Source organism: Komagataeibacter saccharivorans (genome assembly GCF_004348195.1).
Lineage (GTDB): Bacteria > Pseudomonadota > Alphaproteobacteria > Acetobacterales > Acetobacteraceae > Komagataeibacter > Komagataeibacter saccharivorans.
On sequence record NZ_CP036404.1, the window covers coordinates 563,156 to 584,805 of the forward strand.

General features: G+C 60.0%; 16 protein-coding genes. 6 read left to right on the forward strand and 10 right to left on the reverse strand.

Translation table 11 applies throughout. The features are described 5' to 3' along the window. Positions 1-113: 113 nt before the first annotated feature. Positions 114-2,519, forward strand: a complete 2,406-nt coding sequence (locus KSAC_RS02440; protein ID WP_408884750.1) for a mechanosensitive ion channel family protein — start codon at positions 114-116, stop codon at positions 2,517-2,519. Between the two features lie 251 nt (positions 2,520-2,770). Here the strand turns inward: KSAC_RS02440 and KSAC_RS02445 are convergent, their stop codons facing one another. From KSAC_RS02445 to KSAC_RS02470, 6 genes are all read right to left on the reverse strand, one after another. Further along, positions 2,771-4,135 carry an Nramp family divalent metal transporter gene (locus KSAC_RS02445; protein ID WP_132304003.1) on the reverse strand — a complete coding sequence of 455 codons (1,365 nt, stop codon included), beginning with the start codon at positions 4,133-4,135 and terminating at the stop codon, positions 2,771-2,773. Between the two features lie 540 nt (positions 4,136-4,675). Beyond that, positions 4,676-5,113: an RcnB family protein gene (locus KSAC_RS02450; protein WP_207918740.1), complete on the reverse strand. Its 438-nt coding sequence runs from the start codon at positions 5,111-5,113 to the stop codon at positions 4,676-4,678. A gap of 287 nt (positions 5,114-5,400) precedes the next feature. After that, the gene (locus KSAC_RS02455; protein ID WP_102324220.1) at positions 5,401-6,084 is read right to left on the reverse strand and encodes a Fe2+-dependent dioxygenase; all 684 of its coding nucleotides are present in this window, start codon (positions 6,082-6,084) and stop codon (positions 5,401-5,403) included. A gap of 31 nt (positions 6,085-6,115) precedes the next feature. Next, positions 6,116-6,628 (reverse strand): hypothetical protein, encoded by a 513-nt coding sequence (locus KSAC_RS02460; RefSeq protein ID WP_132304005.1) that lies wholly within the window; start codon positions 6,626-6,628, stop codon positions 6,116-6,118. A gap of 24 nt (positions 6,629-6,652) precedes the next feature. After that, complete coding sequence (locus KSAC_RS02465) at positions 6,653-7,363, reverse strand: tetratricopeptide repeat protein (protein WP_102324219.1); 711 nt, start codon at positions 7,361-7,363, stop codon at positions 6,653-6,655. Positions 7,364-7,438: 75 nt separating this feature from the next. Beyond that, positions 7,439-9,739 carry a TonB-dependent receptor gene (locus KSAC_RS02470; RefSeq protein WP_132304007.1) on the reverse strand — a complete coding sequence of 767 codons (2,301 nt, stop codon included), beginning with the start codon at positions 9,737-9,739 and terminating at the stop codon, positions 7,439-7,441. An 822-nt stretch (positions 9,740-10,561) separates the two neighbouring features. On the opposite strand from KSAC_RS02470, the gene KSAC_RS02475 reads away from it, so the two are divergent. After that, positions 10,562-12,115: a glucoamylase family protein gene (locus KSAC_RS02475; protein WP_207918742.1), complete on the forward strand. Its 1,554-nt coding sequence runs from the start codon at positions 10,562-10,564 to the stop codon at positions 12,113-12,115. 46 nt (positions 12,116-12,161) lie between these two features. Here the strand turns inward: KSAC_RS02475 and ahpF are convergent, their stop codons facing one another. Both ahpF and ahpC read right to left on the reverse strand, forming a co-directional pair. Continuing rightward, the gene (gene ahpF, locus KSAC_RS02480) at positions 12,162-13,742 is read right to left on the reverse strand and encodes an alkyl hydroperoxide reductase subunit F (RefSeq protein WP_132304009.1); all 1,581 of its coding nucleotides are present in this window, start codon (positions 13,740-13,742) and stop codon (positions 12,162-12,164) included. 77 nt (positions 13,743-13,819) lie between these two features. Further along, positions 13,820-14,383: an alkyl hydroperoxide reductase subunit C gene (gene ahpC / locus KSAC_RS02485; RefSeq protein ID WP_102323703.1), complete on the reverse strand. Its 564-nt coding sequence runs from the start codon at positions 14,381-14,383 to the stop codon at positions 13,820-13,822. Between the two features lie 142 nt (positions 14,384-14,525). Between ahpC and KSAC_RS02490 the strand changes: the two genes are divergently transcribed. Both KSAC_RS02490 and KSAC_RS02495 read left to right on the forward strand, forming a co-directional pair. Next, positions 14,526-15,479 (forward strand): hydrogen peroxide-inducible genes activator, encoded by a 954-nt coding sequence (locus KSAC_RS02490; RefSeq protein WP_102323702.1) that lies wholly within the window; start codon positions 14,526-14,528, stop codon positions 15,477-15,479. A gap of 94 nt (positions 15,480-15,573) precedes the next feature. Then, a complete protein-coding gene (locus tag KSAC_RS02495) occupies positions 15,574-15,771 on the forward strand; it encodes a hypothetical protein (RefSeq protein ID WP_102323701.1) in 198 nt (65 codons plus the stop codon). 47 nt (positions 15,772-15,818) lie between these two features. Here KSAC_RS02495 and KSAC_RS02500 read toward each other — a convergent pair whose 3' ends face one another. Then, positions 15,819-16,997, reverse strand: a complete 1,179-nt coding sequence (locus KSAC_RS02500; RefSeq protein WP_243705271.1) for an OprO/OprP family phosphate-selective porin — start codon at positions 16,995-16,997, stop codon at positions 15,819-15,821. 306 nt (positions 16,998-17,303) lie between these two features. On the opposite strand from KSAC_RS02500, the gene KSAC_RS02505 reads away from it, so the two are divergent. Further along, positions 17,304-18,167: an aminotransferase class IV gene (locus tag KSAC_RS02505; protein WP_132304013.1), complete on the forward strand. Its 864-nt coding sequence runs from the start codon at positions 17,304-17,306 to the stop codon at positions 18,165-18,167. Positions 18,168-18,176: 9 nt separating this feature from the next. Here the strand turns inward: KSAC_RS02505 and KSAC_RS02510 are convergent, their stop codons facing one another. Then, positions 18,177-20,177 (reverse strand): N-acyl-D-amino-acid deacylase family protein, encoded by a 2,001-nt coding sequence (locus tag KSAC_RS02510; protein ID WP_243705272.1) that lies wholly within the window; start codon positions 20,175-20,177, stop codon positions 18,177-18,179. 288 nt (positions 20,178-20,465) lie between these two features. On the opposite strand from KSAC_RS02510, the gene panS reads away from it, so the two are divergent. Continuing rightward, the gene (panS, locus tag KSAC_RS02515; protein WP_279433720.1) at positions 20,466-21,464 is read left to right on the forward strand and encodes a ketopantoate/pantoate/pantothenate transporter PanS; all 999 of its coding nucleotides are present in this window, start codon (positions 20,466-20,468) and stop codon (positions 21,462-21,464) included. The last annotated feature ends 186 nt before the right edge of the window (positions 21,465-21,650 follow it).

A 21,650-nucleotide genomic window follows, 5' to 3' on the forward strand; every position in this document is an offset into this window, starting at 1 on the left:
ATTTACATTGCATGGGGCAGATTTCAGCAGTCGGGACGGAATATCAAGGAATGCGCCATTTTACGAATACCTGCCAGACGGGGGCAGGCCGGTTGACCAGCCCGATGGTCATGATGCGCATCGCCATTTTCGGATTACTGCTGTTCTGTACCGCAACCCTGTCGGGCCACGCCATGGCGGCGGATACGCAACCGGCGCAGGGCATGACCCAAGAACAGGCCCGACAGGTGCTGGACGTCATCAACGACCCGGCAAAACGCGCGGAATTCCAGAATACCCTTGCTGCCATCGCCGCACAGTTGCCGACCACCGCCCCGGTCGCAGCACCCACACCGCACGCCACGGCCCCGGCCAAGGCGGATGAAGTATCAGTCCAGCCAGACAGCCTTGGCAGCGATCTGGTGCAGGACGTAACATCGCTGCGGTCCAGACTGTTGGTGCAGGCACAGCATTTTGTGGCCCTGTTTGGCGATCTGGTGTTCGTGGCGCACTGGACCCATACGATTTTTGCCGACCCGCAGTCACGTTCGATCCTGCTGGATGCCGTGGGGCGGGCCACGCTGATCCTGTTACTGGCGCTGGCGGCGGAACGTGGTTTTTCCATGCTGCTGCGCAGGCCGCTGCTGAAAGTGACGGAACGGGCGGTTGCGACCGAACGTCGCCTGAACCTGCCCGATGCGTCCACCCCGGCGCAGCCTGACGCACCACCGCCTGCAACCGGCCCGACGCAGGCAAGCGACGAACAGCTTGCCCAGCAGGCCCAGCAGCACGACATGCAGGCACAGCACGCCACATTGCGCCTGCTGGCCCGCATTCCCTTTTCACTGCTGCACCTGCTGATCAAACTGCTGCCCGTCGGCCTGTTCTTCGCACTGGGGTCCAGTTTCGCCTATCTGCTGACCACCACCCATCAGGCGGAAATGGTCACGATCACCCTGACCAACGCCTATGTCGTCGCGCGCGTTGTCTATCTGTTGATGGAAACGCTGTTCGTTCCCCATTCGCCCGCCATCCGGCTTTGCAGCGCGAGTAACCAGACCGCGTTCATGGTCACGCGCTGGCTGAACTTTCTGGTGGCCGCGCCATCGGTTGTGGTGTGCCTTTCCACGCTGGGCGGGGTGTTTGACATGCCCGCGCGCGGAACGGAGGCGATCATCCGTAGCGTGGTGCTGGTTGAACATGTGCTGGTGGCCCTGTTTACATGGCGTGTGCGCGCCCATGTCGCGCTAAGCCTGCAACCACCCGCACGCCTGCGCAAGCAGCCGTTCTGGATGTTTATGGGCCGGATGGTCTACCTGTGGTGGATTCCGGCAATGTTCTTCAACTTCGCGTTGTGGCTGATCTGGGCGACCCATATTCAGGGGGGGTATGCGTGGATCATCCGCACGGTCATCCTGACTACCGCCGTGGTGATCCTGTCGCGCGTGGTATCTGTCGTGCTGTATAACCTGCAGAACCGGCTGTTCCACATCTCGCCCGCGCTGGAAGCCCGCTATCCGGGGTTACAGGCGCGGGTTGACTACTATTACCCGGCATCGCGCAAACTACTGTCTTTCCTGCTGTTTTTCACGACCACGATCCTGTTTTTCCAGGCACTTGGCCTACCTGCCATCCATTTCTTTTTCTATGGACGGCTGGGACCGAAAATCATTGGCGCGATCCTGTCCATGATTATCGCCTATACGGTCGCCATCCTGATATGGGAGGTCGCGAACGCCGCCCTTGAACGGCAGATCACACACTTTGAAAACTCGTCACAGGAAGGACGCGCGAGCCGCCTGCGCACGGTGCTACCCATTATCAAGACCGTGCTGCTGGCCGTCATCATCATTATCGTGGCGGTCACGACGCTGTCCCAGATCGGCATCAATGTCGCACCGCTGCTGACCGGCGCGGGGATCATGGGCGCGGCGATCGCCTTTGGCGCGCAGAGTCTGGTCAAGGACTTCATCACCGGCTTTTTCATGCTGGTGGAAAATGCGATCCAGGTGGGCGACTGGGTTACTGCCGGGGGCATATCGGGCACGGTGGAACATCTGTCCATCCGCACGCTGCGGTTGCGTTCGATCAACGGGGACCTGCATATCATCCCGTTTTCGGAGGTATCGTCCATCGCCAATACCTCCCGCGATTATAATCTGGTCGTTGTCGATCTCATGATCGATCTGACGCAGGATACGAAGCAGCTTACCGATATATTTCACGAAGAGTTGGAAAAGATGCGCCAGACCCCGCGCTTTGGCCATCTTATCATGTCCGGGTTTTCATTTCTGGGCATAGAGCAAGCGGACGGCAATGGCGCGCGCTTCCTTGGCTCCGTCCGCACGGCACCGGGATCAAAATGGACCGTCTACCGGGAATATTATGCCCGCGTTGCGGTACGCATGAATGAAGAAGGCATCAGGTTCCCGGTACCCAGTTTCCTCAACCTGCTGGGGAACGGCCCCGGCGATGATGGATTGCACGTCAACATAACCCCCACGCGGCCAGACAGCGCAACACCACAGGCAAAGGCGTAGAAAGGGCGTTACCTACCTCCGTCTTTGCAGTCTTGTGACACGCATAGCTGTTCGCTCATCCCATAACGGGCGAGCAGCCAGAAGGCGCGGTCCGTACCCACTGGTTACCCAGCAGCCACCTTGCGGTAAGGCGCAGTTTGATGGGCAGTGCTTCGCTGACAGGGAAGGGTCGGCATCACAACCCAAAGCCATGCCAGACGCTGAATGGATTATCTTATTATACCCTGAAGAGACGCAGCATTCCCGCAGCTTCAGGTAATCGCATCAAACAGCAGTTTGCCATTCAGCAGCAGAATGATGATCGCCACCGCCCATGCCAGCACGATCATGCGGCGGGAGATCACGAATTCCCCCATCTTGCCCCGGTCGGTCACGAACATAAGCAGCGGAATAACCGCGAATGGCAGTTGCATGGACAGGACCACCTGACTGAGCAGAAGCAGTTCCCCCACGCCCCGGTTGCCATACAGCGCCGTAACGGCCACCACCGGAATGATCGCCAACCCGCGCGTAAGCAGTCGCCGTGCCCAGTGCGGAATGGTCAGGCGCAGGAAACCTTCCATAATGATCTGACCCGCCAGCGTGCCGGTCACGGTGGAATTGGTGCCTGCCGCCAGCAGGGCGACGGCAAACAGGGTAGACGCCACGCCAAGGCCCAGAAGGGGGGAAAGCAGACGATACGCATCCTCGATTTCCGCTATGTCCTGATGACCCGATGTGTGAAAGGCGGCGGCGGCCACAATCAGGATTGCGGTATTGATGAACAGCGCCAGCATAAGGGCGATGGTGCTGTCCCATGTGGCCCAGCGGATCGCCTCCGTGCGGCCAGACGACGTACGCTCGAACGCGCGCGTCTGGACGATGGATGAATGAAGATAGAGGTTATGGGGCATGACCGTCGCCCCGATGATGCCGATTGCAATATAAAGCATCTGGCTGTTGGTCATGATTTCGGTGGAAGGAAGAAAACCCTTCAGTATGGCCGCCACCGGGGGCTGCGCCGCCACGACCTCCACCGCGAAGCATAGGGCAACAGTCGCAAGCAGGCCGATGACGAACGCTTCCAGATAACGGAAGCCCCGGTTCATGAGATATAACGCCAGAAAGGCATCCAGCGCAGAAATGATGGCCCCCGCCAGCAGCGGTATGTCAAACAGAAGGTGCAGGGCGACCGCCGTGCCGATCACTTCCGCCAGGTCGCAGGCAATAATGGCCAGTTCGCAGGCCAGCCACAGCACGATATTGACGGCAGGCGGGAAATGGTCCCGACATGCCTGTGCCAGATCGCGCCCCGTTGCAATGCCCAGACGGGCGGCAAGCGACTGCAGGATGATCGCCATGAAGTTCGACAGCAGAATGACGGTAAGCAGCGTGTAGCCAAACTGCGCCCCACCCTGCAGATCCGTCGCCCAGTTACCGGGGTCCATATACCCCACGGAAACCATGTAACCCGGCCCCACAAAGGCAAGGAACCGCCGCAGCCACGATGCACCGGCACCGGGAACCTGCACGCTGGCGAATGCGCCGGGCAGGCTGTTGGTGTCGGCCTGCGCATCACTGGCGAAACGCCATGCGGATTTTGGGGTAGGGGACAGGACGGGTTCTGGGCGTGACATAAGGTTACTCAATCCCATCCCCCACAAATATGCAATATGCTATATTGAATGGTGTAAGGAAATTTTATCAGCCTGTTGAAAGTCTGACGTGACGGGAAGCCCAGAGGAATATTATCGGGATCAGCAAACCACACTATAATTTTTAATACTATTAATATTTATTGTATATTTTATAATACTTCTATACGTATGCGCATTTATGCTATTGTATAGAAAAATACAACACTATTATTTCTAGGTATAAATGCCTGGAAAGGCACATACACAACGGGCATGTGAAGTCATGCAGAAAAATTGGCTTCAGTGCACCTTTCCAAAAGGGCACACACAAAACCGGTCCGTTGGGCATCATCCATGCCTTGCAGGAATACCCCGGTTCAGTATGGGGATATGAAATACCTGCCCATCCCGGAAAACAGGCCGGACGCCGGGGGATGCTGCCGTTCCACGGTCGCCCCCGGCGCCCATTTCATTCACGATACGACCGGCAAAGCCGATGGTGTCACAGCGTATCGGAAACGTAAAAGGATGATGCTTTTGTCACCGCATCATCGGGGATGCGATCGTGGCGCTGACCACACCGGCAATCACGCCGGTCGCCACGGCCGTAAGCAGGTACTGGTTACCATAACGCATCCACTGATAACCCGGCGGCGGGGCGGAAAGACCGCGATAGGACTGCCAGTTATTGACAACCCAGCGACTGTTGCGCGGGCCATCATAACGGTCGCCCCGGTGCCATACCCGGTTCATGTCAACATTGTCGTAACCGCCACGGGACGGGGGCGCATTACGCATGGGACGGCCATGTCCACCACCACGCGGTCCCTGTTGCGGACCATGCTGCTGGCCCTGCGGTCCGCCGCCACCGGGACCACCGGGGCCGCCAGGTCCATTCGGCCCCTGCTGGGCGTAGGAAGGTGATGCCATGCCCAGCAGGCAGGCTGTCCCCATAGCGATGAGGGATGTGGTTTTCATGTATCGTTCCAGTCCGAATTCAATATGCAGCTTCATTGAGAAAGGCATCTACAATCCTGAAAAACAATGATCTTACCATGCCCGGAAATAACGGCTTTTTTATGCGTGGGTCCGCGCATTACGTAACGTCGCTTCCGGTGCAGGTTATTACGTAGCAATGGAAATCCGGTATCTTCCCCTGTCTGCTGGATTGCCGGACCATACGCCTGCATTGCGCGGGCGGCAGGCACGGTCCTTCTGCGCGGTAACGCACTGGCACACTTCCCGGTTGCAGAGGGTATTACGCCTTACAGTTCCGCCCACCGGCGGATCAGGTTGTGGTACGTGGCTGTCAGACCCAGTACGGCCGGATGGTCGTCGGGCAGGGACTGGCGCGTTTCGATAATCGAGCGATCAAACTGATACAGCAGCGTGCGTTGCGTATCGTCGCGCACCATGGACTGCGACCAGAAAAAGGATGCCCAGCGACTGCCCCGTGTAACCGTGCTCACGCTATGCAGGCTGCTTGCGGGATAAAGCACCATGTCCCCCGCCGGGCAGCGTATTTTCTGGGTGCCATACGTGTCCTGAATAATCAGTTCACCGCCGTCATATTCATCAAGTTCGCTCAGGAACAGGGTGGATGATACATCGGTGCGGAACCGGAACCCCGTGCCGGGCAGGGGACGGATGGCATTGTCCACATGGGTATTGAAACACATGCCCGCATCATAACGGTTGAACAGCGGCGGAAAGACACGCAGCGGCAGGGCAGCGCTGTTGAACAGCGCGTTCCGTCCCAATGCCTGCAGGACCAGATCGGCCAGTTCGCGTCCCTCCGCACTGTCCTGCGGGATCTGGAGGTTGAATTTGGCCTTGGCGGACTGGTCGCCCGCCGTAACCCTGCCATCGACCCACTGCGATTTTTCCAGCAGGGCGCGACAGTAAGCCACTTCCGCCGCACTCAGCACCCCGGCAATATGGATCAGCATGATATGTTCCGCGTCCTTGGGTAAAACAGCATTATCGGTGCCTTCCACCACCGCCGTGCTGCGGCAGGATCTTCAGCAGGACATCGTTGGATTTCTGTCCGGCGGCGGAAGCGATTTCATCCAGTGTTTCGTCAGTGGAGCGCACGGCATATCCCGTATGGGTCAGACGTGCGGCCAGTTCATCGGGCGTGGCATGCAGCAGGGGCGCCAGATCGGTCAGCGGGGCATGCGTCAGGATGGGAAACAGACGCTGCGCCGGATTGCCGCCACGGTGCCCGGTCGTGACCATGAAAGCCACAGCCGCCAGCACCGAAATCCCGCAGGCCACCAGCATGGTCCGGCTGCGGAAATATCCAAGGAACTGCGGCCAGTTACGCCACATATGCAGCACGAACGGCACCAGCAGCACCATGCTCAGCCAGGCATGCATGGAATGGAACAGGCCGGGCTGCCAGTGAAAGAACAGGGCCGTGCCGGAAACGGCGGAAATGACAAAGAAACCCGTAACAAACGGGGTCGCGTATTTTTTTACGAAGCGGTTCATATGTAATGCTGTCCTGTTATCGCTTTATGCTGCTGGTCTGGAATGCGTGCCGTCACATAGCCGCCTGCGCGCATCCTGTGCCACACGACGCAGCCGCGGGTCGCCAGACCCGGCCAGAAGGGTTTCGACCGCACGGAATACGTCCGCAAAACCCAGTTCAAGCGCCTTTTCCAGCCATGTCAGTGCTGCGGGCACGTCCCGCGCTGCAAGATGGACACGCCCCAGATTGAGACACCCCCAGCAGTCACCCGCCATGGCGGCGGCATGAAAAAATGTGGCGGCCGCATCCACCTGCGCATCGGGCATCACGCCGTCTTCCACCATGATGCCCAGCATGTTGAATGCCTTGGCCACCCCGTTACGCGCCGCCGCCACATACAGGGCGCAGGCCCGGTGCGGATCAGCGGCCACACCGTCGCCCGCCAGATACAGATCGGCAAGGTTGAACATGGCCCAGCCATCGCCGCACCGCGCAGCCTGTGCAAAATACATGGCGGCGGTGGCCGGGTTGCGCGATACGCTCCAGCCACGTTCAAACGCGCGGCCCAGCATGTTCAGGGCGCGCGGATCACCACTGCGGGCCGCGACCTCGAACATGCTGAAGGCATCCGCCATGTTGCCGTTGTTCAGATGGACCTGCCCCAGCATGAGCTGAACATCCACCAGCGCCACCGGCTCACACGGCGCATTGCCGGTCGTGTCGTGTGTTGTGCTGTTTTTATTTGCACGTTTCATGTCTTCGGTCATGAGGGCACGGTTGTTGTCAGGACAATGAAGGGCAGGAGACAATAAATCAAAACTTTATGGGTTTCAGAATGTTACGCCAATATTACCCATGAAGTAGCGACCGGGAGAAGGAACCGCACGCGACCCGGAGAAGGAGGAGGCGTAATTAAGCCGGTTGGTAATGTTATTGGCGTTGAACGATACGCGGTAATGACGGTAATCCCACGAAACCATGCCATTGAGGTTGAAAGTATAGGGCATGCGTGCCGTATTGGTCGTATCCGGCCCGGCCCAGTAGCCCGATGAATACTGTGCGCCACCACCAACCTTCAGGCTGCCCCAGTCGGGACGCAGCAGCAGGTGGGACAGGTCATACGAACTCCATACCGACATGTTGTTATGCGGCACCTGGGGGGCGACCTTGCCGTTGTCGCCGGTGTTGCTGTGTGTCACCCGGCCATCCATGTAGGAATAGGAAGCAAATACCTGCCAGTCGCGCGTGATCTTGCCATTGGCGCTCAGTTCCACGCCACGGATGCGGCGGCCACTGCCGGAATCCGCAAAGCCGGTTTCCAGATCGCCATTGACATCATAATACTGCGAATTGTTTTCGCTGATCTGGAAGAACGCAACCGTGGTGCCAAGACGTTTGTGGAAGAAGTCCGTCTTGTTGCCCACTTCAAACAGGTCGCTGCGCTGTGGTGACAGGTTGACACCCTTCTGCGCCACATCGCCCGCCTGCGGCTTGATTGTGACAAGGGAGGACACATCGGTGCCAACGGGTTTGTACGACCGCGCGAAGGTGAAGTAGAAGGACGTTGTCTTCAGCGGCGAATACATGATGCTGCCCGACGGGCTCCAGCGATCAGATTTCTGTTCCGCGCGCCCCTGGCTGGCGGTCGAGCGGCTGTAATACGAACTGCTGAATGAATCCCACCGTGCGGTACCGAACAGGGAAAGCTGCCGGGTCAACTGGATGCGATCGGCCAGGAACAGCCCCAGATCACGCGCATTGGCATTGCCGTAACCGCTGTCGGGAAAGGTGAGGGAGGTGGACGGATAGGAGTATTGCGGGTTGCGGATGGTCTGGTTGTTGGTGCGGTTGGTAAAGCTGCCCGGCCAGCGTGAATCGCTGGCGTAATTGATATCCACCCCGGCCTTGAGGTCATGATGGACAAAGCCGGTATTGAACCGCGCACGTCCCATGATGACGTTCTGCACGCCCCAGCCCTGCTGCCGGTACGCGGCCCCACCACCCGCGCCGTAGGGCAGGGCGTAATTGCCACCACCCAGAATGGCCGCGGCGCACGCGCCCGAACATGCGGCGGGCGTGGTGGCGGTATAGTCGCGCTCGTACAGGCTCAGCCGCGTATCGTTGGTCAGCGTGAACCATCGCGTGATGTCGGATTTCAGCGCGGAGGTCAGCGTATGGATGTTGGAGCGGTCAAAATCGAAGCTGCGCGTATAGCTTGTATTGCGCGCCACACCGTATTCGGTAATGGGGCGGTAGATGCCATTGACCTGAATCATGCTGACACCGTAATCAGGCTTGCTGTCGCTGTTCAGCCACTGCCATGTCAGATGCCATGAGGTCCGGCTGCGCAGGCCCACGCCAAAATCCACCGCCGCACCGTAGCGGTTGGAGGACACGTTGTTGCGGTCAACCACGTCCTGCTTGTTGTACATGCCATTGACGCGAATGGCCATGTCATCATTGATCTGGTAATTGATATCCCCCGCACCCCGGTATAACGGGCCGCTGCCAAAGGTCTGGTCATAGCTGTAGCTGTTGCCCGCATGGGCGTGTTTCTGGCTCTGGTTGATGACGCCACCAACGTTACCCGCGCCAAAATATTCGCCCGACGGCCCCTTGATGACCTCGACACTGTCCGTATTGAACGTATCGCGTGTATAGGTGCCGAAATCCCTTAATCCATCAGTATAGATGTCCTGTCGCGCCTGCAGGCCGCGAATACGGAACTGGTCGCCATTCAGGCCGCCAGCCCCTTCACCGGTGGACAGGGTAATACCCGGCACATTCGCCAGCGCCTGATCCAGCGTAAAGGCGCGCTGCTGCTTTATCAGTTCCTGCGGCACGACAGTAATGGTCTGCGGCGTGTCACGCACGCTGTCCGGCATGCGCGATATATGCAGGATCTCGCTATTGGTATTGCCGGATTCATTGCCCGCATCCCCGGCTTCCACATGGCCGCCCACGCGCACGGCAGACAGTTTTATGCTGCTGTCGGGTGCTGCGGGCTGGGCGGCATCATCGGCATTCGCATCTTCCGCGCCCACACCAAGGCCAACGGACATGCCAAGGGCTACCGCCAGCCGCAACCCGCGGCCTGGCGGGGCTGATGGGGACAGTTCTGTCTCACTCATTCACCACTCTCCTGACGCGGCATGTGCTGTCGCGTCGTTTATTGCTAACAGGGGACGGCTGTTTGATATTCATTCTCAACTGCATTAGCAAATGATAATCATTCGCTATAACATGAGAAAAGGGCGAGTGTGGCATTACTGACACAGATAGACCGACCCAAGAAAAACTAGGTCAAAAATCAGAAATGATATGTAATGAAATGCCCGTTTTATATGTTTTTGTTATTATAAACAGCCGCAGGACCATGCGCTGGTCTACGCCTTCCGCAAAATGGGGAAGGGCTAAAGAACACATCCACAACCGATTATGGCATGGCGCGAAAAAGGGGTTCTCTGCTTACCGTTACGGCAGAATATTAAAAGCCATTCCCGACACATGGAGCGTAGCCCCGCAACCGGACAGCCATCATCCCATCAAGCCGTTTGGCCCTGACCAGAATCGTTCCGGTATCCTGTCCGATGCGGAGGGGAAGCGGTGAGGGAGCAGAAAAAGTAAGAACAACGGCCCGAATGCCAGCCAGCGCACAGAAACTGGCGTGTTATCGACCGATCCATCGAAAATACCGGTGCCTGCATGGCGAAGATACAGGCCGCACCGGACGGAAAATACTGATTTCATTACAAAACATCTTTTCCCGTCCGCGCCCGGCAATGATGGACAGGGGGCAGGGCACCGGACCGCATGATCCGGCTTTGTGGGCTGCACGGCGATCTCCGTCACAATTTGCAACGTTCATGTCGCTGCCCTGCGGGCGCGGGGATATTGCATTCTGCCCGGATCTCAAATCATAAAGGCCGGACAACCGGCAGGAGACGAAAGCTTTGTACCCTCGCAAAACGGGGAAGCATGCGGCTGTATTCATTTCGGCATTGTTATATGGCGCGTCCCTTGCATCCGTCCCGGCCCACGCAGTTGACGCAAAAGCCACCACGAGCGCCAGCACCCCTTCCGCCGCACCGGCCGCAGCCAGCCGCGCCGATACCATCCTGATCGATGATCTCGAACGCCGGACCTTTCAGTGGTTCTGGGATGCAGGCGACCCGAAAACGGGGCTGGTTCCCGACCGCTATCCTTCCGGCCAGACATTCAGCAGCGTCGCCTCCATCGGGTTTGGCCTGACCGCCTATGGCATAGGCGTGACCCGTGGCTACATCACCCGTGAACAGGCCATTGACCGCACGCTTGTCACCCTGCGCTATCTCATGCGCAGCCCGCAGAATGACAGCGAGGATGATGCAACTGGATATAACGGCCTGTACTACCATTTCCTGAACCGGGAGACGGGTAAGCGCTTCAACCGCGACATCGAACTGTCCAGCATCGACACGGCGCTGCTGATGCAGGGCATCCTGTTTTCGCAGTCCTTCTATGACCACGATACCCCGCGCGAGCACGAGATACGCGATCTGGCCGACCAGTTATACAGGCGCGTCAACTGGCAGTGGATCACCCGCCCCGATAACCGGCTGAGCATGGGCTGGTCGCCCGAACACCAGTTCATACCCAGCTACTGGGAAGGGTACAGCGAAGGCATGATGGCCTATATCCTTGGCCTCGGCTCGCCCAGTCACCCGCTGACCCCGGCATCATGGCAGGCATGGCTTGCCACCAATGACCGGCGATGGGGCGATTATTATGGCCAGACATTCCTGAACTTCGCACCTCTGTTCGGCCACCAGTACAGCCACGCATGGATTGATTTCCGGGGCGTGCAGGACGCATGGGCGCGCGCAAAGCGGATTGATTATTTTGAAAACAGCCGCCGCGCGGTCTATGCGCAGCAGGCTTACGCCATCGCCAATCCGGGTAAGTGGCACGATTACGGGCCGACCATGTGGGGGCTGACCGCCTGTGACGGCCCCGGTGACACCACGCAGCCGATTGATGGCCAGAGCCGGCGTTTCCTGTCCTATTCCGCCCGTGGCGCGGGCCGTGACTACACGCAGGATGATGGCACCGTGGCCCCCACCGCCGCGGCAGGCTCCATCGCCTTCGCCCCCGAAATCGTGCTGCCGACGCTACAGAACATGAAAGCCCGCTACGGCGAGCGCATTTATGGCCGTTATGGTTTTGTGGACGCTTTCAATCCCAGTTTCCGCACCGGCCAGTCCTTCTGGTCGGATAACGAATATCTGGGGATAGATCAGGGGCCCATCCTGCTTATGATCGAGAACTGGCGCAGCGGACTGGTCTGGAACGTGATGAAGCGCAACCCCTATATCCGCACCGGCATGGAACGTGCGGGATTTGAAGGCGGCTGGCTGCCCGCCACCACAACCGCAGCCAACGTCCCGAACCGTCCATCATCCACACAGGTTGCGCAGGATCACGCCGGCCCGGACCGCACGGCGGCAAATCCGGCCGGGCATTCGTAGCCGCCCGGTGGGGCAGGGGGCGAATATCCCCCGGCCCCGTTTTGCATCAGGCGGGGACGCGCTTTTCTTCCGCCACCGGCACGCGGATCAGGTAATCGAATGCGGACAGGGCCGCCTTCGCGCCATCACCAATGGCGATCACGATCTGCTTGTACGGCGTGGTGGTCGCATCACCCGCCGCAAAGACACCGGGCACCGATGTCGCGCCATGGTCATCCACAACGATTTCACCGAAATCGTTCAGCCTGACCGTGCCCTTCAGCCAGTCCGTATTGGGCAGCAGGCCGATCTGGACGAATACCCCTTCCAGATCGACATGGTGGTCCGCGCCGTCACCGCCGCGATAGGTCAGGCCAGTCACGTTCCGGCCGTTGCCTTCCACCCGCGTTGTCAGGGCCTCGGTCAGGACGGTGACATTGGGCAGGCTGTGCAGCTTGTCCTGCAACACCTTGTCCGCCTTCAGGTGTGATCCGCGCTGCAGCAGCGTGACATGGGCCACGATACCGGCAAGGTCGATGGCCGCTTCCACGCCGCTGTTGCCACCACCGGCCACGGCAACCCGCTTGCCCTTGTAGAACGGGCCATCGCAATGCGGGCAGTAGGCCACGCCCCTGTTACGGTATTCCTCCTCGCCCGGCACGCCGAGGTGACGCCAGTGCGCGCCGGTGGCAAGGATGACCGTGCGGGAATGCAGGATCGCCCCGCTTTCCAGCGCGACCCCATGCAGGCCACCGGGCTTTATCGCCGGAAACAGTTCCGCCGCGCGCTGGGCGGGTATGATCTCCACATCATACTGCCGCACATGTGCTTCCAGCGCAGCCGCCAGTTTTGGCCCTTCGGTTTCCTTGACCGAAATGAAATTCTCGATGCCTTCGGTATCCATGACCTGACCGCCGAAGCGCTCGCCCACCAGCCCCGTGCGCAGCCCCTTGCGCGCCGCATAGATCGCGGCGGAAGCGCCCGCAGGGCCGCTGCCGATTATCAGCACGTCGAAGGGTGCGACATTCCTGAGCTGCTCCGCCGCGCGTTTGGGGGCATTGGCGTCCAGCCTGGCCAGAATCTGGGTAATATCCATCCGCCCGGTGTCGAACAGTTCCCCGTTGAGGTAGACCTGCGGCACGGACATGATGTTCCTTGCCGTGACCTCGTCCTGAAACAGCCCGCCGTCAATCGTGACGTTATGGATGTTGGGGTTGATGACGCTCATGGCATTGAGCGCCTGCACCACGTCCGGGCAGTTCTGACAGGACAGGGAGACATAGGTCTCGAAATTGTAATGTCCCGGCAGCGCGCGGATCTGGGCAATCTGGTCATCGGTGAATTTGGGGGGGTGGCCCCCGGCCTGCAACAGCGCCAGCACGAAGGACGTGAACTCATGCCCCATCGGGATGGCGGCGAATGTCACGCCGGTTTTCGCCCCATCGCGCCTGATGACGAAGGAGGGGCGGCGCGTGGCCTCGCCCTGTTCGGACACCTGCACCCTGTCAGAAAGGGCGGCGACCTCGTGCAGCAATTCATGCATCTCACGCGATTTCGGGCTGCTGTCGAGCGATGCCTCCAGCACGACCGGGTGCGCCAGGTCTGCCAGATAGGCCTTGAGCTGCGTCTTGATGGTGTCTTGCAACATGGGAGTGAACTCCGCTTTTCCTGAAAAGGTGAAGCGCGGTGGCCCGATCCCGCAGGGTCGGGCCACCGCCGTCGGGATCAGATCTTGCCGACGAGGTCCAGCGACGGGGTCAGCGTCTCGGCGCCTTCCTTCCACTTCGCCGGGCAGACTTCACCGGGATGGCTTGCGACGTACTGCGCGGCCTGGATCTTGTCGATCAGTTCGGCGGCACTACGGCCCACGCCGCCAGCCGTGATCTCGATGTACTGGATCTTGCCTTCCGGATCGATCAGGAACGTGCCGCGATCGGCAAGACCTGCTTCCTCGATCAGCACGTCGAAGTTGCGCGCGATCTGGCCGGTCGGGTCGCCCAGCATGACGTACTGGATCTTGCCGATGGCCGGCGACGTGTCGTGCCATGCCTTGTGCGTGAAATGCTTGTCGGTGGAGACCGAGTAGATTTCAACGCCCAGCTTCTTGAACGTCTCGTAGTTGTCGGCCAGATCCTCAAGCTCGGTCGGGCAGACGAACGTGAAGTCGGCGGGGTAGAAGAAGAATACGGACCATTTGCCCTTCACGTCGGCATCGGTCACCTTGATGAACTGGCCGTTGTGGAAGGCGTCGGTTTCAAAAGGCTTCAGTGGCGAATTGATGCGTGCCATGTGGAATTCTCCTTGCTTGCACTGTCAATGTTGACGGGCCTGTTGTCCCACGAACACGAAATGCGGGGAAACAGTTTCTGTCAATGGCTGTAATCGGTAAAACCATTTTACAAACAGACAGGAATCGGTCCTATCTATACCCATGACGTATATTCCCCTTTCTGGTCTGTCGCTACGGGATATCGAATATGTGGTGGCGGTTGATGACCTGCGTAACTTTTCCCGCGCGGCGGAACGCTGCGGGGTAAGCCAGGGCGGCCTGTCGGAACAGGTGCGCAAGCTGGAAGGGCTGCTGGGTGTCGTGCTGTTTGAACGCTCCCGCCGCCACGTCACGCTGACACCGGATGGCGCGCGCCTGATCGCCCGTGCCCGCGACGTGCTGGCCGCCGCCCGTGCGATGATCGAAGCCGCCCGCGTGCAGACCGGCCCGCTGGAAGGGGTGCTGCGCATGGGGGTCATAGCAACCCTTGGACCGTATTACGTACCCAGCCTGCTGCCGCTGCTGCGCCGGACCTACCCGCAACTGAAACTGCAACTGACCGACAGCCTGACCAACATCATGCTGGACGCCCTGCGGCATGATGAACTGGATCTTGTCTTTGCGGCCCTGCCGGTCAAGGGCGATAATTTTCACTGCGTGCCCCTGTTCGACGAGCCGTTTGTGGCCGCCTTTCCCGCCGAGCACCCTCTGGCCACACGTCCGGGCCTGACCATGCCGGACCTGCAGGGACCGGACCTGCTTTTGCTGGAAGACGGGCACTGCCTGCGCGATCAGGCACTGGCGCTGTGTGGCATGCCCCTGCAACGCGACCACCAGCGTCTTGCCGCAAGCCTTGAAATGCTGTGGCACATGATCGGCGCGGGGGAAGGCTACTCCCTCATCCCGCGTCTTGCGCTGCGCAACCGCAGCGAGTGGTCGGACCTGATTTCCCTTGTCCCCATTCCCGAAGCCCGGCGCACCATCGGGCTTGTCTGGCGCACAACCGACCCGCGGGCCGCCGCTTTCAACGAATTCGCCCACTTCCTGCGCGAAAACGTGCCCGATGGGTGCCGGGCAGCAAGCGAAAACCCGGCCGCACAGGAGACTGACGCCTGAACCCACCCCACGCAGCCGCATTACCGCCAGGATTTAACCGCAATCAAACCTTCCTTGCGCTGCAACGTTCATCTTCAAGTTGCAGGAGGAAGACATGAAACCTTTCATCAGGACCCTTTACGTCGTGGCGATCAGCGCCGCGCTAGCCGCATGTTACGGCGGCCATCCCCACCATGGCGGTCGTGACGGCTATTATCAGGATGGCCATTACGGCGGCGGCTATGGCGGCGGACCCGGACCGGGGCGTCAGGGTGGTGGTCCCTATCCCGGAGGGGGCATGGGGGGACGTTAATTCCACCCGGTTACAGATACCCGCGCGCCCAGGCGCGCGGGAACACATCAGAACTTGATCTGGAACAGCGACATGATGCCGTGAAAATGTTCCGGAGTCCGGCCACCGCTGACCTGCCCGTATTCATACTGCATCGTCATGCGCATGATCGTCGTGGGCCACCAGTTGACCGCCAGCGTGCCGACTTGCTGGTTGCCCCCCGAAATCGGGGCTGAATTCAGGTTCGCATGGGAATAGCGGGCCGCCAGTTCCAGCACGCCATACCCATTGCACAATACGGTCTGCCTGCGGTCGCACACAGGCGATGAAAAGGCGGCGGTGCGTCCCTTCCATGCGCGTGGCTGACCGTTGATGGTATAGGCAAGCTGGCCGTACCATCCGTGAAACTGTAATTGCCTGCCGCTACCGCCGGTATGGCTGTTGACCAGAATATCGTATCCTTCCCCTTGGAAAAGCAGCTTTTTCCATGCCAGCGCGGCCTCCATGCCGAACGCTCCGGCGCTGTCTGCCGCGATTTTTCCGGTTCCAAGGTATTTCGCGTCGGTGCCCGTATTCATTTCGGGCGTATCGGCAAAGGACAGGGCAGGGCTGGCGTTGCGGGCGGATGCGGGCCGGAACACCCATTCCCCCGAAACACCCAGATGGAGCAGGACCGAGCGGGTGCGCACCGGCAGCCCCACCAGACGGAACGCCATGGCACGCTGGTTGCCATCTTCGCCGGGCCCTGCGGTGCCACCCGTGGCGGAAAGGGCCACATGATAGCGCCTGCCATAGGATTCAGCCTGCACGGCCTGCCGTTCAATGCCTGTGGCCAGATTGCGCGTAAGGGTGGAAATGCTGGCCCGTTCGACAAAGACCGTATCCCCCTGCGCCTGCATGGATTCAAGGCCGAAGCTGGGTTTGAAAATACCGGCGGTAAAGACGAAATGCTTCAGCCCGATATAGGAAACCTGTCCTTCAAACAGGCGCATCGGCCCGCCGGGTGCGGGACCTGCATCCCATATCGCGCCAATTTCCACCTGTTTGTGAATATCCATCCGCACGCCATTGCGCAGGCGTGCGCCACGGGCGCCGGTTCCGGGCTGCTGGGGCGCGGCATGGGCAAAGCCGCCTACATCAAGCTGGTCCGTGGCATAGGGCCGGATGGTAATGCCGGGCAGGGTGATTGCGGGAATGCTCTGTCCATGCGCGATACCACACGGACCCAGCAGGGACAGGCAAACCAAAAACCCTGTTTGTAACCGACACGACAAAAGGGGCCACGCTCCCATCACTGGCTTCACAAGGCTGACAGTCATAACACGGGGCCAGCGCGGACAGGGGTATCGAATCTTTGAAGGGGGGTGTTGCCGCGTGGTGAACACACAAGGGGGAGAAGAACGCACAGGCGCGCAGACCGGGCATGGCAGCCGACCGCGTGGGGCTATGGCAACCACTGGATCATTGCGCAATGATTACGGTCTGGCTCCCTGTTTTTTCGGTTTCATTCCCTGTATCAGGGGGCAATCCCATTGACGCAAAGGAAGGCGCACATGTCGGGTGAACTGTTTCTCAATGGCCGTTACCTGCCGCCTGAACAGGCAACCGTGTCCGCCTTCGATCGCGGGTTCCTGTTTGGCGAAGGGATTTATGAAGTCTGGCTGGTTGTAGGGCGCAGGCTGGTCGATCTGGACAGCCACCTCAGCCGCCTTGACCGCTCGCTGCGTGAAACCGGCATTCCCGTCCCGCCGGAACGCGCGGCACTGCCCACCATTTTAGCAGAAATCATCACGCGCAACGCCATAACGGACGGCTTCATCTACCTTCAGATCACGTCCGGCGCGGGGGAACGAAACTTCACGGGTGAGGCCAGCACGCGCCCGACCCTGCTGATCCTTGCGCAGGAAAAGGACGCGCTGGCGGCACCTGCGCTGCAATCCGGCATCGCCGTTGATCTGGTGCCCGACATCCGCTGGCTGCGCCGCGACATCAAGACCATCATGCTGCTGCCACAGGTCATGGCGAAAAAGGCCGCCATGGCCCATGGCAGGCAGGACGCCATTTTTTACGACAGTACGGGCGTGACCGAAGGGGCTTCGGCCAATGTGTTCATCGTGACAGCACAGGGTGACCTCGTTACCCGTGCCCTTTCGCACGAACTGCTACCCGGCTGCACCCGCAACCGTGTGATGATCCTTGCACGCGAGGCAGGACTTACCGTGCGTGAAGAGACCATAACCGTGGACGCGCTGCTTGCCGCGCCTGAAGTGTTCCTGACCAGTGCCACCAGCCTTGTCATGCCGGTTATCCGCATCGGGGACAGCACGATCGGAAACGGACAGCGCGGCGCAACCACCCAGCGGCTGCAGCAGCTTTACCTGAACTACATAGACAGCCTGCCCCCTATCGGCGGCTGAAGCGCAGGGCTACTGCGGCAGAAGCATGACCACGTTCTGGTAGGTCGCGCGCACCCTGGCGCGGACGGCGTTGTCCGGCGGGTTCATATCGGGGTTCTGTTCCGCCGTAGCCCGTGCCGCAGCATCGCGCATCTGTTCATCGGGATGGTCCTGTGGCTTCAGGACGCGGCCAAACTGCGTCTGTCCAAAATCGGGCACATATTCTTCGTCACGCCATGCCGTCCTGCCCGCGATCATGACTTCATGCACCACGCCTTTTGGGCGATTGATGACCTGCCGACAGCCCAACTGGCTGCGATAGACGAATTCATAGGTTCGTTCCGGATTCCACTGCCGCAGGGCCGTGGGGTCGATCAGACACAGATCCGCCTGCGCGCCAACCTTCGCTACGCCCGTATTGAGGTTGAAGAATTCCGCAGGCAGGCCGGTCAGCCGATGCACGGCCTGCGCCACCTTCTGCAATCCCTGTTTCTGGGCTATTTTGAGGAAACGCAGGTTGCCGTCATAAAAACCGATATTGGCCAGATGCGCACCGCTATCATTGAACCCCGGCAGGGTCAGGGGATGGAACAGAAGTTTTTCCAGTACGGCAGGGTTCCGGTTGGCAATCGTCGTTTCCCATCGCAGGTCGGTATCCCACTGCCGCAGCAGATGCACGATGAAGGCCGCGTCATCGCATATGGGATTGGGAAAGGTTTCAAAAAACCGCGCTTCAGCCGAGGTCGCCGCGCCAAGCTGGCCGCCGGATTCCTGCCAGCATAACAGGCGCTGATACGGGGCATCCAGCGTGTGATCGCACCAGTTGTCCAACGGGCATTCGCTGACCATCATATCCGCAAGCCTGCGGGTCAGCACCGTTTCTTCCTGCCGCAGCACGCGGCGCAGCCGGGCCAGCGACAGACCTTTCTTGCCGTTGAGCCACATATGCCGGAATGATGCGATCCATTCCGGATCATTCAGGATGCGCGCCCGCGCGGCCCGGTCCTCTGGCTCGCATTCATTCAGGGCGCGCAGTTCGGGAATTTCATCGGCCAGCGGATTTATTGCCCCGTCGCTCCATATACGGAACGTGCCGGACAGGACCTGAAACCGGAACATCCCGTCCAGAAGGCGGGAATTGAGGATGGCCGAAAGCATGAGGCACAGCTTCACCGCGGCACGGTTCGTATGCAGGTCGAGAATGGCCAGCACCGTCGTGCGCAGGGGGCGGCCAAACAGGCGACCGCTGGTCAGCAGAAAACTGCGGAATGCCTCGAAAATATTGTCCTTGGGTGGCGTCGCCTGCCATACGCGGCCATAGCGCCGCACCACCCCGGTCAACCGCGCCAGTTCGCGGAAGCCTGCGTACTGCGTTGGAATCCGGCTTTTCTTGTGCGGGCTGTTCGCCAGAAAATGGAAGGGCAGGGCATCAGTTGAAAAACCGGCATATCCCTGCGCCATGCCCGCATCAAGCAGGCGTTCCATGCTGGCGCGTTCGCGCCGGGTGGGCCTGCGGTTGATGGACGCCTGCAACCCCATGACTTCGACCCGCAACATGGAATGGGGAATAAGGGGTATGACATTGGGACCAAGCGCCAGCCCGCCCAGATGGTCGAGATACTGCTGCGAATCAGTCCATGTGCAGGCATCGGCCACCTTGCCCAGCACGCTTTTGGGCATGTTTTCCACCCGGGCGAAACAGTCCACGATCGGGTCTTCCCCGTCGCGTCGCTGGTTGCCATATGTTACGCCGATGGAACAGTTGCCAATCACCACCGCAGTCGTGCCATGGCGCACGACTTCCGGCAGTTCGGGGGCAAGTTCCAGCTCAAGGTCGAGATGCGTATGGATATCCAGCAGGCCGGGCATGAGCCACAACCCGCCGCAGGCCACCTGCCGGGTGCTTTCATCGGCTTCAAGCCCGATGCCGATTGCACTGATCCGGCCATCGGAAACCGCCACGTCGGTTACGACAGGCTCACATCCCGTACCATCGAAGAAAAGGGCATTGCGATAAATGGTATCGGGCACCTATGCCTCCACACTTTATGCCATGGTCGGGCATGGCGGAAATACTGAAGGCTGAACCGCTGTCGCGCGGGCCAGAATGCATATCGCTGAAACACCCTGGCACCGGATTGGTTCCCCACAATCCTGCCCCAGGCCGTCAGTCCCGTCTGCTGATGAACCCATGCAGATGATACGCAGGCAGGTATGCAAACCGGACCCCATGAGGGTAAATGGCCCCCTCATGCGTTGGCGACAGGAAGTGAAGGGCACGAAATTGAAAACACGATGGATGGACAGGGGGGCGGCACTGTGAGCCTGACGCGCCTTTTTCCGGTATGGGCGGTTCTTGTCTCGCTTTGCGCCGTGCTGTTTCCCGCCCCGTTCGTGGCGCTGACACCGGCGATCACGCCGCTTCTGGCCTTCATCATGTTCACCATGGGTGTCACGTTGACGGTGGGGGATTTCGCGCGGATCGCACGCCGCCCGCTTCCGGTGCTGGCCGGTGTGGCGCTGCATTATCTTGTCATGCCGCTGGCGGCGTGGGCCATTGCGCATCTGCTGGGCATGCCCCCCATGCTTGCGACCGGCATGGTGCTGGTGGGATGCGTGTCAAGCGGTACTGCATCCAATGTCATGATCTATCTGTCACGCGGCGATCTGGCGCTATCGGTCAGTATCAGCACGCTTTCCACACTGGTTGGCATTGTCGCCACCCCGCTGCTGACCCGTCTGTATGTCTCCGCCGGTGTGCAGGTCGATAGCTGGGGCCTGTTCTGCAGCATTGTGGAAATCGTCGCCCTGCCGGTTCTGGCCGGGGTGGTGGTCAACGCATCATGCGCACGCACGATCCGCCGGATCGAACCGGTCCTGCCGCTGGTGGCCATGGTGGCGATCATGACCATCATCGGCAGTATCGTCGCCGGTGTGCGGCCATCCCTTGCGGCGGTGGGGCCGCTGGTACTGGTGGGCGTGGTGCTGCATAACGCAATCGGGCTGCTGGGCGGTTACTGGGGTGGCCGTCTGCTGGGTTTTGACGAAACGGTATGCCGCACGCTGGCGCTGGAGGTCGGCATGCAGAATTCCGGACTGGCCGCAACGCTGGGGCGTGTCTATTTCTCTCCGCTGGCGGCGTTGCCGGGGGCCGTATTCTCGATCTGGCATAATATTTCCGGTTCGGCCCTGGCCGCCATCTGGGCGGGGCGACCTCCCGGTCCTGCCGGTTCCGGGCGGTCAGGGCAGCGGGGCATTGCTGGTGCCGGGCATGTTGAACAGAAGGAACAGCGCGATAACCAGCAAAAGGATCGGTAACAGACCGATCCCCTTAAGCCCCGGACTGTTGGCACCCCCGTACCAACCGGAACGGAAACCATAGCCGCCCCCGCCAATGGCGAATATGAGCAGGCAGATCACAAGAAGGGTCAGCATGGGATATACTCCACAAAATGCCTGCTGACCCAACGTAAGGGATTGTGTACGGTTCCGCCGTGCAGCATG